Here is a 14,726-nt window from a genome sequence, read left to right as displayed (position 1 = left end):
TTTCATCCCCGGCGCCAGGGATGCGCCGAGCCGGGGCCGGGCGCAAGCCCCGGCCGGAAAGGCCGGGGGCGGGGCGGGGCCCTACACCCCGGGGACGGTCACTTGCTGGTCGTTCTGGCCCCGCATGGCCCAGCCGGTGGTGCGGTTCTCGATCGCCACGGCGGCGACATACATGGCCACGCCCATCACCGCCGTCACGATCAGCCCGGCGAAGACCAGCGGCACGTCGAAGCGTGAGGAAGCCAGGATCATCAGGTGGCCGATGCCTTTGTTGGCCGCCACCGTCTCCGCGATGATGGAGCCGACGAAGGCGACCGTGATGGCGATCTTCAGCGAGGCGAAGAAATACGGCATCGCCCGCGGCAGGCCGACCTTGCGGATGATGTCCGAAGGCCGCGCGCCCAGCGCCCGCAGCACGTCGCGCAACTCCGGCTCCACCGTCGCGATGCCGGTGGCGACATTCACCACGATGGGGAAGAAGCTGATCATGAAGGCGGTGATGATGGCCGGCACGGTGCCGATGCCGAACCAGATCACCAGGATCGGCACCACCGCCACCTTGGGCACGGAGTTGAAGCCGATCAGCAGCGGATAGAGCCCGTGATACAGCAGGGTGGAGCTGCCGATGGCAACCCCCAGCAGCAGCCCGAAGACCACGGCCAGGAAGAAGCCCACCAGCGTCGTCATCAGCGTCTGCCAGGAATTGTCCAGCAGCGGCACCCACCACTTCACCATGCTCTCGGCGATGGCGGACGGCGCCGGCAGCACGAATTGCTGCACGTTGAAGGCGTGGACGCCGATCTCCCACACCACGAACATGCCGACGATGACCAGCCATGGCAGCCAGGCCTGCAGGCGGCGGCGGCGGCGCTGCGCCACGGCCATGGCCTGCAGCCGGCGCATCGCCTCCGGCGACATGGTGGCATCGTTCGAGGCCGCGGCGGGGGCCGCGGCGGCAGGCAGCACGGCGTCACTGGCCATGGACGACCTCCTCGCCCTTGCGGGCGGCGCTGATGTGCTCGCGCAGGTCATGCACGAGGGAGACGAATTCGGGCTTGTAGGTGGTCTCCAGCGTGCGCGGCCGGGGCAGGTCCACCACCCGCTCGGCGATGATCCGCCCGGGGCGGGACGACATGACCAGCACGCGGTCGGCCAGGTAGGCGGCCTCGCGCAGGTCGTGCGTCACCAGGATGACGGTGGGCTTGCGCGCCATCCAGACGCCCTGCAGCACCGCCCAGAGATCCTCCCGGGTGAAGATGTCGAGCGCGGCGAAGGGCTCGTCCAGCATCAGCAGGGCGGGTTCGTGGATCAGCGCGCGGCACAGGCTGGCGCGCTGCTGCATGCCGCCCGAGAGCTCATGCGGGAATTTCTTGTCGAAGCCGCCGAGCCCGACCAGCTTCAGCAGGTCCTGCGCCCGGGCTTCGTACATGGCGCGCTGCGCGCGCAGCTGGCGGCGATGCGGCTCCACCACCTCCAGCGGCAGCATCACATTGTCCAGGATGTTGCGCCATGGCAGCAGGGTGGGGTTCTGGAACGCCATGCCGGCGATCGAAAGGGGCCCGTCCACCTCCTGCCCCGCGACCAGCAGGGTGCCGGCGGTGGCGGGCCACAGGCCGGTGACCAGCTTCATCAGCGTGGACTTGCCGCAGCCGGAGGGGCCGACCACGGCAATGAACTCACCCTTGCCGACGGACAGCGTCGCGTTCTGCAAGGCCAGCGTCCCTTCCACGCCGCCATACCGCATGGCGACGCCGCTGATCTCGACGAAAGGTCGCTCCATCTCATCCCCCGGTTGGCGCGCGGGGTGCGCGCACGGTCCTGTGTGCGACAGGCGGGGCAGGCCACGCAAGACGCGGGCCACGCCGGATGCCGCCGGGAAGGCCGCGCGGCCGCCGAAACTGCCCGCGGATTGGGCAGGACGCCTGCCGTCAGGGCGCGGCGCGCACCGTGGCGCAGGCCAGCGGCAGGCGCGGCGGTGGGCCGGGGCGGGCGGGGCGGGGCGCCGGGCGGCGGGCTTCCTCGGAGAACCACCATTCCAGCGTCGCATCGCAGCCATCGCCGGGCGGCGGCGGGGCGATGTCGCGGCAATCCGGGCTGTCCGCCGGGCAGCGCAGGCGCAGGTGCATGTGGCTGTCATGGCCGCGCCAGGGCCGCACCCGGCGCAGCCAGGGCGCGCCGCGATGCTCGGCGCAGAGCCGCCGCTTGATCGCCGGGTTCACCAGCAGCCGGTCGAGCCCCGGGCTTTCGGCTGCCAGGCGGATCAGCGCCGCATGCCGCGGGGTCCAGCGCGCCGGGTCCACCGCCTGCCCGTCCGGCCGCACCAGGGAGGGGATGGCGAGGTTGCTGCGCCGGCTGGCCGGCAGGCTGGGCTTCGGCCGCAGGTCCAGCCAGATATCGGCATCGAGCCCGTTCTGGTGGCTGGCATGGTCGGAGGGCATGGGCCCGCCGCGCGGTTGCGACAGGTCGCCGATGTAGAGGTCCGGCAGCCCCGCCGACCGCGCCTGGCCGGCCAGGTGACGCAGCAGGGCGAGGGTCGCCGGGTGGCCCCATTGGCGGTTGCGGTGGGTGTTGATGGCCTGCCAGCCGGGGCCTGCCGCCGGCAGCGCGACGCCGCCGGCCAGGCAGCCCAGCGCGGTGCCGCCAATGGCCCGTGCCGGGCCGGGGCTAGGAAGCGGCAGCGCCGCCCAATCCGCGGCCCGCGCCGGCGGTGCCTCCACCGCGGCGGCCCGGCCGGGCGGGCCGGCGAGGGCCAGGGCCAGCAGGAAGCCGGTTCGGGCCGGTGCGCGCGGGACGATCATGCAGGGTTTATGGCGCCGCGGCGGGAATGCCTCAACCGGGCCCGCGATGGCGCATTTTCTGACACATTCGCGGGTGTAGAATGCGCCCCTGGCCAGGCCGCCTGGGGGCCGGGCGAGTGGGAGCTTGCGCATTGGGTCGTTATCTGGTGACCGGCGGGGCCGGTTATGTGGGCAGCCATACCGTCCTCGCCCTGCGCGACCGGGGCGACGAGGTGGTGGTGCTGGATGACATGTCCAAGGGCCACCATGCCGCCATCCCGGCCGGCGTGCGGCTCGTGGAAGGCCGCTGCGAGGACCGCCAGGCGCTGGCGCGCGCCTTCGCCGGCGGCCGCTTCGACGCGGTGCTGCACTTCGCCGCCCTGTCCCTGGTCGGCGACAGCATGCGCGACCCGCTGCGCTACATGGCGGAGAATCTGGGCACCCTGGCCGCCGTCGCCGATGCCGCGGTGAAGCATGGCTGCCTGCGGCTGGTGATGTCCTCGACCGCCGCGCTGTTCGGCTTTCCCGAACGCATCCCGATCGACGAGCAGCAGCGCCTCGGCCCCGTCTCCCCCTATGGCGAGAGCAAGCTGATGTGCGAGCGGGCGCTGGACTGGGCGGAGAAGATCCACGGCCTGCGCTTCGCCAGCCTGCGCTACTTCAATGCCGCCGGCGCCGACCCGGAGGGCCGGGCCGGGGAGGATCATGAGCCGGAGACCCACCTGCTGCCGCTGGCGATCGACGCCGCGCTGGGCAAGCGCCCGCCGCTGATGGTGTTCGGCACGGACTACCCGACGCCGGACGGCACCGGCGTGCGCGACTACGTGCATGTGACGGATCTGGCGGATGCGCATCTGCGGGTGCTGCCGCTGCTGGAGGAACGCTCGGTCCGCTACAACCTCGGCAACGGCACCGGCTATTCGGTGCGCGAGGTGATCGACATGGTGCAGAAGGTGGGCGGCCGACCGGTGCCGCACACGCTGGGCCCGCGGCGGGAAGGCGACCCGGCGGTGCTGGTCGCCTCCTCCGCCCGCCTGCGCCAGGATACCGGCTGGTCGCCGCGCTTCCCGGATCTGGAATCCATCGTGCGCACGGCGTGGGACTGGCGCGTGGCGCATCCGGAAGGCTATGGCGACCGCCGCGCGGCCGCCTGAAGCAGCACCCCCGGGCCGGGGTGCCCGGTCAGCCGTTGAAGCGGAAGGCGCCGGAGACCTGGTCGGCCGGCGCTTCCGGCTGCGGCTGCTGCGCCTGCAGCACCTGGCCATGGGCCGGCGACGGCGTCGCCGCCTGGCCCTGCGCCTCCCGCGCCTTGGCTTCCACCTGGCGCGTCACCTCGGCCAGCACGCGGGCTAGGTTGCCCAGCTGCAGCACCGGCACCAGCAGCAGGGCGGAGGGTTCCGGCTTGCCTTCCTTCGCGCCGGCCGCGGTCTGCGCGCCCAGCGTGATGCGGGCGACGCCGCTGACCACATGCACGTCGATGACGCCGTCGCCGAAGACGGTGGGGATGGACATGGCCGTGTTTCCTATTGCTCGCGGAAGGCGCGGTGGAAGCTGTCGAAGAGCGGCTGCAGCATGTAGCGGGCGAAGCTGCGCTCCCCGGTGCGGATCTGCGCTTCCACCGCCATGCCGGCGCGCAGCTGCACGCCCTCCAGCGCGCGAAGCTGTTCTTCGTCCAGCTGGATGTGCACCCGGTAGTAGCTCAGCCCGCGCCGCTCATCCTGCGTGATGTCGGAGGCGACGAAGGTGACGTGGCCGTGCAGGTAGGGCACCAGCCGCTGCTTGAAGGCGGGCAGCCGCACCTCCGCCTGCAGGCCGGGATGCAGCACGTCGATGTCGTTCGGCTGCACATTCACCTCGGCGATGATGCGGTCCTCCTGCGGCACCAGGTCCATCACCGGGTCGCCCGGGCGCAGCACCGCGCCCACGGTGAAGACGCGCAGGTTCAGCACCGTGCCGGCCTCCGGCGCGGTGATCTCGAGCCGGGTGGAGACATCCTCCGCCGCGCGCAGCCGCTCCTCGGTTTCCGAAAGCCGCAGCCGCACCTCGCGCAGTTCGGTGGAGACGTCCTGGGTGCGCTGGTTCTGCACCCGCTCCATCTCGCGTTCCGATTCCTCGATCTGGGCGCGGGAACGCACCATCTGGTTGCGGATATCGGTGATGTTGCCGTCCACCGAGGCAACCTGGCGCTGCAGGGCCAGCAGCTGCGGCAGCCGCGCCAGGCCCTGGCGCAGCAGCTGGGCGGTGTTGGATTCCTCGGCCCGCAATAGCACCAGCATGCGCTGCTGCGCGTCCATCTGCCCTTCGGCGGAGGCGATGGTGGCGCGGTGCTGGTCGATGCGGGTGCGCAGCACCTCCAGCTGGCTGGTCAGCGCGATGCTGCGCGCCTGGAACAGGGCGCGCTGCCCGCTGATGACCTCCGCGGCGCGCGGCTCGGTGGAGGCCAGCAGATCCTCGGGGAAGGTGATGGCGGGGGCGCCGGCGAGTTCCGCCACCAGCCGCGCATCCTGCGCCAGGAAGGCCCAGCGCTGGCTGCGCAGGGTTTCCGTCTGCTGCAGGGCCTGTGGCTGGTCGAGGCGCATCAGCACCTGGCCGGCGGCCACCGCGTCGCCGTCGCGGACCAGGATCTCCCGCACGATGCCGCCCTCAAAATGCTGGATGGTGCGGCGGGTGCCTTCCACCTTCAGGATGCCGGGGGCGATGGCGGCCTCGGCCAGCGGCGTCAGGCTGGCCCAGAGGCCGAGGCCGATGACGAAGATGCCGACGATCAGGTAACCCAGCGTGATGGGCAGCCCGGTGCGCGGCCGCGGCGCATCGAGGATCAGCTGGTCCTCCGGCGGCTGCCACAGCGCGGGGGGCGCCGCCGCGGGGCGCGGCGCCAGCGCGCCGCCCTGCGGGCCATCCGGCGGCGGCCCGTCCGGCGGCAGGCTGCCGGCCGGTTGCGGCACGATGCGGCCGATCGGCTGCGGGCCCGCGGCCGGGCCGTTCGCGGGCACCGGGCCCGGCATGGGAATGGCTGAGCTCATCGTGCGGCCCCCTCGGCCCGGCCGGGCGCCTGGGTGATGTCCTGCGGGCGGCTGCCCTGGGCCAGGCGCTTCAGCACCTCGGCCCGCGGGCCGAAGGCCTCCGCCGCGCCGTCGCGCAGCAGCAGCACCTTGTCCACGCCCTGCACCAGGGTCGGCCGGTGCGAGACGAGGATCACGGTGGTGCGCTGCGCCTTCAGCGTCTCCAGCCCGCGGATCAGCGCCTGCTCGGCGTCGCCGTCCAGGTTCGAATTGGGCTCGTCCAGCACCACGAAGCGGGGGTTGCCGTACATGGCGCGGGCCAGGCCGATCAGCTGGCGCTGGCCGCCGGACAGGTGCTGGCCGCCATCGCCGATCTCGGTGTCGTAGCCCTGCGGCAGGCGCAGGATCATCTCGTGGCAGCCGGCCAGCCGCGCCGCCTCGAACACGCCTTCCGGTGGCTCGTCGCGCATGCGGCTGATGTTCTTCATCACCGTGCCGTCGAACAGTTCCACATCCTGCGGCAGGTAGCCGACATAGCGGCCGAAATCCTCCCGCTGCCAGGTGAAGACATCGGCGCCGTCCAGCCGCACCGTGCCGGCGGCCGGCTGCAGCGTGCCGATCAGCAGGCGGATCAGCGTGGTCTTGCCGGCGGCCGATGGCCCGATGATCGCCAGGCTTTCCCCGGCACTCAGGTTGAAGGTGACGCCCTTGATGATCGCCACCGACTGGCCGGGGAAGCCGAAGGTCACGCGTTCCGCCGCCACGCGGCCTTCAGGCGCCGGCAGCGGCATGCCGGGCGGGCGGATGCGCGGCTGCGCCAGGAAGCTCAGCAGGCGGCGATAGGATTGCCGCGCCTGCACCAGCTGCTTCCAGCCGCCGATCATCTGTTCCACCGGCGCCAGGGCGCGGCCCATGATGATGGAGGCGGCGATGGAGGCGCCGGCCGTCAGCTGCTGTTCCAGCACCAGCCAGGCACCGACGCCGAGCACGCCGACCTGGACCGTGAGGCGGGAAAAGCGGGTGATGGACAGCAGGATGGCCGCCCGGTCCGCCGCGCGTTCCTGCGGCGGCATGGCGGCGGCGAGGCCTTCGCGCCAGCGCTGCAGCACCGCCGGCGCCATGCCCATGCTGTCGATCACCTCCGCATTGCGGACCATGCTCTCGGCCCGGCGCTGGGTGGTGATGGAGGCGGTGCTGGCCTGGCGCACCAGCGTGCCGGTGGCCCATTCATTGGCCAGGGTCAGGCAGAACAGCACCGCCGCGCCGGCCAGCGCGATCCAGCCCAGCATCGGGTGCAGGGCGAAGATCACCGCCAGGTAGATCGGCACCCAGGGCACATCGAAGACGGTGAGCGAGGCCGGGGAGCCGAGCCAGGCGCGGCAGGCGGAGAGGTCGCGCAGCGCCTCCATCCGGTAGGGGCGGCCGCGCAGCTGGCTCTCCACGGCGCGCAGGAAGGCCTCCGGCGCCACCTTGCCCTCGATCCAGGTCGCCAGCCGCTGCATCACCTGGCCGCGCAGCCCGTCCAGCACCGCCATCACCAGCAGGGCGAAGATCGCGATGGCCGTCAGGTAGTACAGCGTGTCGATGCTGCGGCTGCCGAGCACCCGGTCGAAGACCTGCATCATGTAGAGCGACACGGTGAGCTGCAGCATGTTCACCACGCCGGAGAACAGGGCAACGCCGACCAGCTGCGACCGCCCGGCCGCCAGCGCCTTCGACAGCACCGTCTCCGGCAGGCGTTCCTGGCCCGGCATCAGGGGCATCGGTGGGCGCATGGGTCAGATCCCCCCTTCGGGAAACAGGCCGCGTGGGATCAGGTGCAACCAGAGGTCGGGTCGCAGCCACAGAAAGCCGCCCAGCAGCGCCGCCAGCGCCAGCGCCAGGAGGTTGGCCATCACCAGGCTGGTGAAGCCGGGGCCGCGCCGCATCCGCGCCATTTGCTCCCGCGCCGCATCCAGCCGGATGGACTCGATCTGGTTGTGCATGTGGCGCAGCGCGTGCGCCGCCAGCGCCGCATCGGCGCGTCCGCGCAGCGCCGCGGGAACGGTGGGCTGGCCGGCCTGCACGGCCATGGCGAAGGCCAGCAGGTCGCGCAGCTCCTGCTCCGGCTCCCCGGTCAGGAAATCCTCCAGGCAGGGCAGGGCGCCATCGGGCGCGCCGGCGCCCAGCGGGGCGATGGAGGCGGCGGGCGAAGGGGCGCGCGCCCCGGCATGCGGCAGGACCGTCATCGTTCCAGGCTTCCCAATGGTCCCTGCGATAGCCGTTCCCGAGGTAACAGGACCTTGCGGAACGCCATCTAGCACGCGATGCGGCAAGGACAAAGAAGCGTGATGGATGAACCGCTTCGCGTAAAGTTTCGCGTAATTAGTTGCGTTGGTGATCCGGTTCGCCGGTGGTCCCGCCGGCGCCGTCGAGGCGCGCGGCGAAATCCGGTGCGGGAATGGCGAGGTAGGCCATCCGCTTCGCCTCCACCCGGCCGCGCGTCACCGTGTCCAGGATCAGGCCGCAGGCCAGCGACAGGCAGGCCAGCAGCACCAGCCCCATGGACAGCACCGCGGTGGGCAGCCGCGGCACCAGGCCGGTGGCGACGAAGGTCTGCAGCACCGGCACCGCCAGCACCACCCCTGTTGCCGCCAGCAGCAGAGCCACAAGGGCGAAGAAGGGCAGCGGCCTTTCCCGCCGCACCAGCAGCAGGATGGCGCTCAGGATGCGCCAGCCATCCCGCCAGGTATTGAGCTTGGAGGTGCTGCCGGGTGGCCGGGCGCGATAGGCGGTCGGCACCTCGCCCACCGGCATATGCAACGCCAGCGCGTGTACGGTGAATTCCGTCTCCGTCTCGAAGCCTTCCGCCAGGGCCGGGAAGGATTTCGCGAAGCGGCGGGAGAAGACGCGGTAGCCGGAGAGCATGTCCGTGATGCGGTTGCCGAAGATGTGCCGCACCAGGCCGGTCAGCACCTGGTTGCCCAGTACATGGCCGGGGCGATAGGCCGCCTCGCCCTGGGTCACCCGCGTGCCGGTGACGAGGTCGAGCTGCTCTTCCAGCGCCAGGCGGATCATGCCCGGCGCCGCGGCGGCATCGTAGGTGCCGTCGCCATCCACCAGCACATAGAGGTCGGCCTCGATGTCGGCCAGCATCCGCCGCACCACATGGCCCTTGCCCTGCTGCGTCTCCCGCCGCACCAGCGCGCCGGCGGCGCGCGCGGCTTCCGCCGTGCCGTCGGCGCTGTTGTTGTCATAGACATGGATGGTCGCACCCGGCAGGGCGGCGCGGAAATCCGCCACCACGCCCGGGATCGCCACCGCCTCGTTGTAGCAGGGGATGAGGACGGCGATGCGGGGCGGGGCGCTCATGCCGCGGCCGCGGCGAAGACGAAGCGGCGCGACAGCCAGAAATTGCCCGCCATGCCGGCCAGAGCCCCGGCCGCGACGCCGAGCACCGGGGCGGCGGCCACCGCCGGCACCCAGGCCACCAGCGCGGCATAGGTGCCGTAGTTGAAGGCGAAGCCCACGAGGTTCAGCGCCAGGAACAGCGCCCATTGCCGCGCCATCGGCGCCGGCGCGGCGCCCCGGAAGGTCCAGGCCCGATTCAGCGCCCAGGTGGTGCTGGCCGCGGCGAGGTAGGAGACGGCGCGCCCTGAATACAGCCCGAGGCCCAGCGCCAGCCCGGCATAGAGCACGGCGGTGTCCACCAGGAATCCGGCGGTGCCGACGACGCCGAAACGCAGGAACTGCAGCAGCGTCGCGGCCCGCCGGGCGCCGAGCAGGCGGGTCAGCAGGCGGGTCAGGGCATCGGGCATCGGGGATCCATGCGGGTCAGGTGGGGCCTGGAGGCAGTTCGTGAAGCCCGCGGGGTAGAGCATGGCAGCGTGACCAAAGCGCGGCAGTTGCCGGCCACGCCGCCGGCTGCAAGCCTGCACCGCATCACGGTTCGGAGTGGCGGCGGATGCGGGTCGGCCTGGTGGGTCTGGGGCAGATGGGGCTGGCGATGGCCACCCGCCTGACGGCATGTGGCGCGGCCGTGGTGGGGCACGACCTGGATCCGGACCGCTGCGCCGCGGCGGCGGCGCTCGGCGTGGTGGTCGCCTCCGGCCCGGCAGGCGTCGCCGCGCCGCTGGTGCTGCTCTCCCTGCCGCAGGACCGCGCGGTGGCGGCGGTGCTGGCGGCGCTGCTGCCGGCCCTGCCGGCGGGCGCCGTGGTGGCCGATACCTCGACGCTGGACCCGCTCGCCGCCCGCCGATTCGCCGACCAGGCGGCGGGCGCCGGCACGGCCTATCTGGACGCCCCCGTCTCCGGCGGCCCGGCCGGCGCGGCGGCGGGCACGCTGGCGATGATGCTGGGCGGCGAGGCCGCGGCGATCGAACGCGCGCGGCCGGGCCTGGCGCTGGTCGCGGCGAAGCTGATCCATGTCGGCGGGCCGGGGGCCGGGCAGGTGGCGAAGCTGGTGAACAACCTGCTGGTGGCGACCCACCTGGCCGTGGCCGGGGAGGCGCTGCGCCTCGGCGCGCTGGCCGGCGTGGCGCCGGAGGCCCTGCTGCCGGTGGTCAACGCCGCCTCCGGCCGCTCCGCCGCCACGGAGGTGAATTTTCCGAGGTGGATCCTCTCCGGGGCCTTCGATTCCGGCTTCTCGGCCGGGCTGATGCGCAAGGATGTCGGCTTGGCGCTGGATCTCGCCCGGGCGGTGGGCGCCGAACTGCCGGCCTGCAGCGCGGCGGCTGCCCGCTGGGCGCGCGATTCGCTGCCCGCGGCGGCCGATTTCAACCGCCTGCCCGCCGCCATCCTGGCGGAGGGCTGAGCCATGCTCCAGGCAGGGTTCCAGGCGGAACGGGTGCTGGAAGCGGAGATCGCGCGGCTGCTCGGCGGGCGGATCGGCAGCGTCATCGACGGGCAGGTGGTGGACGGGCAGGGGGCCGGCTTCACCCTGCAGGACCCGGCGACCGGCCGGGCCATCGCCCGGTATGCCGATGCCGGCCCGGCCCTGGCCACCGCCGCCGCGGCCGGGGCGGCGCGGGCGCAGCGCGCCTGGATGGCGCTGAGCGCGGCGGAGCGCGGCCGACGCATCTGGGCGCTCGGCGCGCTGCTGCGGCGCGATGCCGAATCGCTGGCGCGGCTGGAATCCGCCAATGCCGGCAAGCCGCTGCGCGACTGCCGCGCCCAGGTCGCGCGGGTGGCGGAGATGGCGGAGTACTGGGCCGGCTGGTGCGACAAGATCGAGGGCCGCACCGTCCCCGTGCCTTCGGGCCATACGGTGATCGTGCGGCGGGAGCCGATGGGCGTGGTGCTGGCGATCACGCCCTGGAACGCGCCGCTGTTCACCTGCGGCTGGAACGTGCTGCCGGCGATCGCCGCCGGCAATGCCGTGGTGCTGAAGCCCTCCGAATACACGCCGCTGACCTCGCTGGCCTTCGGGCTGCTGGCGGTGGAGGCCGGGCTGCCGCCGGGTCTGGTGCAGGTGGTGGCGGGGCTGGGCGCCACCAGCGGCCAGGCGCTGCTGGGGGCGGCGGAGGTGGCGATGGTGACCTTCGTCGGTGGCGCGGCGAGCGCCAGCCACATCGCCGCCGCCTGCGCCGCGCGGATGATCCCCTGTGTGCTGGAGCTGGGCGGGAAATCCGCCAACATCGTCTTCGACGACGCCGACCTGCCGGCCGCCGTGCAGGGCGCGCAGCAGGCGATCTTCGCCAGTTCCGGACAGAGCTGCGTCGCCGGCTCCCGCCTGCTGGTGCACCGCGCCATCCATGACCACTTCGTGGCACTGCTGGCCAGCGCCTCCGCCCGGATCCGGGCCGGTGATCCGCTGGATGCGGCGACCGAGATCGGCCCGGTCGCCACGGCGCGGCAGTTCGCCCATGTGACGGGGCTAGTGGCGGCCGGCGTGGCGGAAGGCGCCACCCTTCTCGCGCCGCCACGGCCGGCTTGCCTGCCCGAGGACGGCTTCTGGGTGATGCCCAGCATCCTGGCCGGCCTGGACAACCAGGCGCTGGTGGCCCGGACGGAGATCTTCGGCCCGGTCGTCGCCGCCATCCCCTTCGAGGAGGAGGCGGAGGCGATCGCGCTCGCCAATGCCACGCCCTTTGGCCTGGCCGGTGCCGTGTGGACGCGCGACCTGGGCCGGGCGCACCGGGTGGCGGCCGGCGTCCGCGCGGGCAGCTTCTGGGTGAACGGCTACGGCACCATCCATGTCTCCGTCCCCTTCGGCGGCTTTGGCGCCAGCGGCCATGGCCGTTCCTCGGGGCAGGAGGCGCTGGCCGCCTACACGCAGAGCAAGGCGGTGTGGGTGGAAACGGCGGCGAGCCCGGCGCTGGGCTTCGGACACCGTCCGTAACGGCACGGCAGCATTGCGACCCTTGCATCGCGGGCGTGAAGGCTGTTCCCTGGGCGCACAGGGAATGGCGCGGCGCCCTGCCGCCGCGCAATCTGGGAGAACGGGACACCATGCTGCGTCGTCATCTTCTGACGGGCGCCGGGGCGGCGCTCGGCGCGTCGGCCCTCGGCGCACCTTCCTTCGGCCAGGGGACCTCCGGCACCTCGCGGGTGCTGAAGTTCATCCCGCAGGCCGACCTGGCGGTGGTCGATCCCATCCTGACCACGGCCTATGTCACCCGCAACCACGCCTACCTGATCTGGGACACGCTGTACGGCTTCGACGCCGACTACAAGGCGCAGCCGCAGATGGCCCAGGGCCATGCCGTGGAGGATGACGGCAAGCGCGTCACCATCACGCTGCGCGACGGGCTGAAGTGGCACGACGGCGCGCCGGTGACGGCGAAGGACTGCGTCGCCTCGATCCGCCGCTGGGCGGCGCGCGACGCGCTGGGCCAGGTGCTGATGGCGCAGACGGACGAGCTGGCGGCACCCGACGACAAGACCATCCTGTTCCGCCTCAAGAAGCCCTTCCCCCTGCTGTTCGAGGCGCTGGGCAAGCCCTCCACCCCGGTCGCCTTCATGATGCCGGAGCGCCTGGCCAGCCAGTCGCCGAACACGCCCATCACCGGCGACCTGATCGGCAGCGGCCCCTTCAAGTTCGTGGCCGGCGAACGCGTGCCGGGCGCGCGCATCGTCTATGAGCGCTTCGCCGACTACGTGCCGCGCACCGGGGGCGAGGCCAGCTGGACGGCCGGGCCGAAGGTGGCGCATTTCGACCGCGTCGAATGGCATGTGACGCCGGATGCCGCCACGGCGGCCGCGGCGCTGCAGAGCGGCGAGATGGATTGGTGGGAGCAGCCGACCGGCGACCTGCAGCCGCTGCTGCGCCGCAACCGCAACGTGGTGCTGGAGATCCCGGACCCGACCGGGCTGATGGCGATCGCCCGCTTCAACCACCTGCACCCGCCCTTCGACAAGCCGGCGGTGCGCCGCGCGCTGCTGGGCGCGGTGAACCAGGCGGATTTCATGACCGCCGTCATCGGCACGGATCGCAGCCTGTGGCGCGAGGGCATCGGCTATTTCCCGCCGGGCACGCCGCTGGCCTCCGACGCCGGGCTCGATGCCGTCACCAGCCCGCGCAACATGGAAAAGGTCAAGGCGGACCTCGCCGCGGCCGGCTATAACGGGGAGAAGGTGACGCTGATCGCGGCCTCGGACTTCCCGTCGCTGAATGCGCTGGCGCAGGTCGGCAACGACATGATGCGCCGTGCCGGCATGAATGTGGACTACATCTCCACCGACTGGGGCACCGTGGTGCAGCGCCGCGCGAGCCGGGAAGCGCCGGACAAGGGCGGGTGGAACATGTTCTTCACCTTCTGGTCCGGGCTCGACATGTTCAACCCGGGCGTCCACCAGAGCCTGCGCGGCCATGGCCAGGCCGCCTGGTTCGGCTGGCCGACCATCCCGAAGATCGAGGAGCTGCGCGTCGCCTGGTTCGAGGCACCGGACCTCGCCGCGCAGCAGGCGGTCGGCCGGCAGATCCAGGAAGTGGCGTTCCAGGAAGTGCCCTACCTGCCGCTCGGCCAGTACTTCCAGGCCACCGGCTACCGGCGCGACCTGTCCGGCGTGCTGAAGGGCCTGCCGCTGTTCTGGAACGTGAAGCGCGGCTGAGCCGCGCGGCGCGGCGGGCTGCTCGTCGCCGCGGCGCGGCGGGCTGCTCATCGCCGCGCCGCGGCGGGCTGCTCATCGCTTTGTCAGGTGAGCGGGGCAGCGGCGCCGGCTAGGGTGGCAGGCAGGGCGGCCGGATGGCGCGGCGCGCCTGCCGCCCACAGCCGGATCCGCGCGATTTGAACGACCTGCCCGATCGCCCCGCCCCCGCCACCGCGCTGCGCCATGCGGGGTGGTCGGAAGCATGGGGCGCGCTGCTGGCGGCGCTGGCGGAAGGCCCCGGGGTGGTGGCGCTGCTGGGCCCGCCCGGCGTCGGCAAGACCATGATGCTGGGCGAGTTGGAACGGCGCCTGCGCCAGGCGGGGCCGGGGGTGCATCGCGTCGATTTCGGCGACCTGGCCGGGCCGCCCGCCCCCGGCGTGCTGCTGGTGGACGAGGCGGAGCGGATCGGCGCGCCGGCGCTGGAAGCCCTGGCCCGGCAGACGGCGGGCGTGGCCGTGCTGGCGGCGCTGCCCGGTTTCGCGCAGCGGCTGCAGGGCCTGGCGCATCGTCGCGTGATCCTGCGCCCGGTCCGTGCCGGGGAGGTTCCGGCCTATGTCGCCGCCCGGCTGGCGCAACTCGGCGTGCCGTCGGCGCGGCTGGCGCCGGACGGCGTGGCGGCGCTGGGGGCCGCCTCCGGCGGCGTGCCGCGGTTGCTGAACATGCTGCTGGGCAGCGCGCTGTTCACCGCCGGGCTGGATGGCGCGGCGCGGGTGGGGGCGGCGCAGGTTCAGGCGGCGGCTGCCATGCTGACGCTGCCGAAGCCGCAGCGCGGCGCGCCGCGACCTGCGCCGGCCCTCGCATCGCCGCCCGCCAGCGCCCACCCGGCCACCGCTCGGCCGGCTCCGGCCCAGGCCCGCCCCTGGCTGCTGGGGGGGCT

Annotated in this window: 14 protein-coding genes and 1 pseudogene; 6 read left to right on the top strand and 9 right to left on the bottom strand. The window is 72.9% G+C overall.

All coding sequences use genetic code 11. The annotated features are described in order from the left end of the window. Positions 1-81 precede the first annotated feature (81 nt). The 3 genes from HEQ75_RS05395 to mepA form a co-directional block, all read right to left on the bottom strand. Complete coding sequence (locus tag HEQ75_RS05395) at positions 82-981, bottom strand: ABC transporter permease (protein WP_328733415.1); 900 nt, start codon at positions 979-981, stop codon at positions 82-84. Next, positions 971-1,780 carry an ABC transporter ATP-binding protein gene (locus tag HEQ75_RS05390; protein WP_168027925.1) on the bottom strand — a complete coding sequence of 270 codons (810 nt, stop codon included), beginning with the start codon at positions 1,778-1,780 and terminating at the stop codon, positions 971-973. The genes HEQ75_RS05395 and HEQ75_RS05390 overlap by 11 nt, the downstream gene beginning before the upstream one ends. A gap of 148 nt (positions 1,781-1,928) precedes the next feature. Continuing rightward, positions 1,929-2,798 (bottom strand): penicillin-insensitive murein endopeptidase, encoded by an 870-nt coding sequence (gene mepA, locus HEQ75_RS05385; protein ID WP_168027924.1) that lies wholly within the window; start codon positions 2,796-2,798, stop codon positions 1,929-1,931. Between the two features lie 131 nt (positions 2,799-2,929). Here mepA and galE point away from each other — a divergent pair, with 131 nt between their 5' ends. Continuing rightward, a complete protein-coding gene (galE, locus tag HEQ75_RS05380; protein ID WP_235961313.1) occupies positions 2,930-3,931 on the top strand; it encodes a UDP-glucose 4-epimerase GalE in 1,002 nt (333 codons plus the stop codon). A gap of 28 nt (positions 3,932-3,959) precedes the next feature. On the opposite strand, the gene HEQ75_RS05375 is transcribed toward galE, so the two are convergent. The 6 genes from HEQ75_RS05375 to HEQ75_RS05350 all read right to left on the bottom strand — a co-directional run bounded on the left by HEQ75_RS05375 (position 3,960) and on the right by HEQ75_RS05350 (position 9,576). After that, a complete protein-coding gene (locus HEQ75_RS05375) occupies positions 3,960-4,289 on the bottom strand; it encodes a hypothetical protein (RefSeq protein ID WP_168027920.1) in 330 nt (109 codons plus the stop codon). A gap of 11 nt (positions 4,290-4,300) precedes the next feature. Then, a complete protein-coding gene (locus HEQ75_RS05370; protein ID WP_168027918.1) occupies positions 4,301-5,800 on the bottom strand; it encodes an HlyD family type I secretion periplasmic adaptor subunit in 1,500 nt (499 codons plus the stop codon). Next, positions 5,797-7,542, bottom strand: a complete 1,746-nt coding sequence (locus tag HEQ75_RS05365) for a type I secretion system permease/ATPase (RefSeq protein ID WP_235961311.1) — start codon at positions 7,540-7,542, stop codon at positions 5,797-5,799. Before HEQ75_RS05365 ends, HEQ75_RS05370 begins: the two co-directional genes overlap by 4 nt. A gap of 15 nt (positions 7,543-7,557) precedes the next feature. Continuing rightward, complete coding sequence (locus HEQ75_RS05360) at positions 7,558-8,007, bottom strand: hypothetical protein (RefSeq protein WP_168027916.1); 450 nt, start codon at positions 8,005-8,007, stop codon at positions 7,558-7,560. A gap of 136 nt (positions 8,008-8,143) precedes the next feature. After that, positions 8,144-9,130 carry a glycosyltransferase gene (locus tag HEQ75_RS05355; RefSeq protein WP_168027914.1) on the bottom strand — a complete coding sequence of 329 codons (987 nt, stop codon included), beginning with the start codon at positions 9,128-9,130 and terminating at the stop codon, positions 8,144-8,146. Next, entirely contained in the window at positions 9,127-9,576 is a 450-nt protein-coding gene (locus HEQ75_RS05350) for a GtrA family protein (RefSeq protein ID WP_168027912.1), read from the bottom strand. Before HEQ75_RS05350 ends, HEQ75_RS05355 begins: the two co-directional genes overlap by 4 nt. Positions 9,577-9,695: 119 nt before the next feature. On the opposite strand from HEQ75_RS05350, the pseudogene HEQ75_RS28710 reads away from it, so the two are divergent. The 5 genes and pseudogenes from HEQ75_RS28710 to HEQ75_RS05330 form a co-directional block, all read left to right on the top strand. Next, positions 9,696-10,178: pseudogene (locus HEQ75_RS28710) on the top strand (NAD(P)-binding domain-containing protein); the annotation flags it as partial. A 30-nt stretch (positions 10,179-10,208) separates the two neighbouring features. Next, positions 10,209-10,571, top strand: coding sequence for an NAD-binding protein (locus HEQ75_RS28705; protein WP_328733465.1), 363 nt, complete (start codon positions 10,209-10,211; stop codon positions 10,569-10,571). A 3-nt stretch (positions 10,572-10,574) separates the two neighbouring features. After that, complete coding sequence (locus tag HEQ75_RS05340; protein WP_168027908.1) at positions 10,575-12,098, top strand: aldehyde dehydrogenase family protein; 1,524 nt, start codon at positions 10,575-10,577, stop codon at positions 12,096-12,098. Between the two features lie 110 nt (positions 12,099-12,208). Beyond that, on the top strand, positions 12,209-13,810 hold the full coding sequence (locus HEQ75_RS05335; RefSeq protein ID WP_168027906.1) for an ABC transporter substrate-binding protein: 1,602 nt from the start codon (positions 12,209-12,211) through the stop codon (positions 13,808-13,810). Between the two features lie 176 nt (positions 13,811-13,986). Continuing rightward, a partial coding sequence (locus HEQ75_RS05330; protein ID WP_235961309.1) for an ATP-binding protein occupies positions 13,987-14,726 on the top strand: 740 nt, incomplete at its 3' end.

This window comes from Falsiroseomonas selenitidurans (assembly GCF_012103215.1).
In the GTDB taxonomy this organism is placed as follows: Bacteria; Pseudomonadota; Alphaproteobacteria; order Acetobacterales; family Acetobacteraceae; genus Falsiroseomonas; species Falsiroseomonas selenitidurans.
The sequence above is the reverse complement of the archived record's forward strand: the minus strand, read 5'-3'. Positions and strand labels throughout refer to the sequence as shown.

Coding starts and splice junctions, on each gene's coding strand:
- HEQ75_RS05395 (WP_328733415.1), bottom strand. CDS start 981: ATGGCCAGTGACGCCGTGCTGCCTGCCGCCGCGGCCCCCGCCGCGGCC.
- HEQ75_RS05390 (WP_168027925.1), bottom strand. CDS start 1,780: ATGGAGCGACCTTTCGTCGAGATCAGCGGCGTCGCCATGCGGTATGGC.
- mepA (WP_168027924.1), bottom strand. CDS start 2,798: ATGATCGTCCCGCGCGCACCGGCCCGAACCGGCTTCCTGCTGGCCCTG.
- HEQ75_RS05375 (WP_168027920.1), bottom strand. CDS start 4,289: ATGTCCATCCCCACCGTCTTCGGCGACGGCGTCATCGACGTGCATGTG.
- HEQ75_RS05370 (WP_168027918.1), bottom strand. CDS start 5,800: ATGAGCTCAGCCATTCCCATGCCGGGCCCGGTGCCCGCGAACGGCCCG.
- HEQ75_RS05365 (WP_235961311.1), bottom strand. CDS start 7,542: ATGCCCCTGATGCCGGGCCAGGAACGCCTGCCGGAGACGGTGCTGTCG.
- HEQ75_RS05360 (WP_168027916.1), bottom strand. CDS start 8,007: ATGACGGTCCTGCCGCATGCCGGGGCGCGCGCCCCTTCGCCCGCCGCC.
- HEQ75_RS05355 (WP_168027914.1), bottom strand. CDS start 9,130: ATGAGCGCCCCGCCCCGCATCGCCGTCCTCATCCCCTGCTACAACGAG.
- HEQ75_RS05350 (WP_168027912.1), bottom strand. CDS start 9,576: ATGCCCGATGCCCTGACCCGCCTGCTGACCCGCCTGCTCGGCGCCCGG.
- HEQ75_RS05340 (WP_168027908.1), top strand. CDS start 10,575: ATGCTCCAGGCAGGGTTCCAGGCGGAACGGGTGCTGGAAGCGGAGATC.
- HEQ75_RS05335 (WP_168027906.1), top strand. CDS start 12,209: ATGCTGCGTCGTCATCTTCTGACGGGCGCCGGGGCGGCGCTCGGCGCG.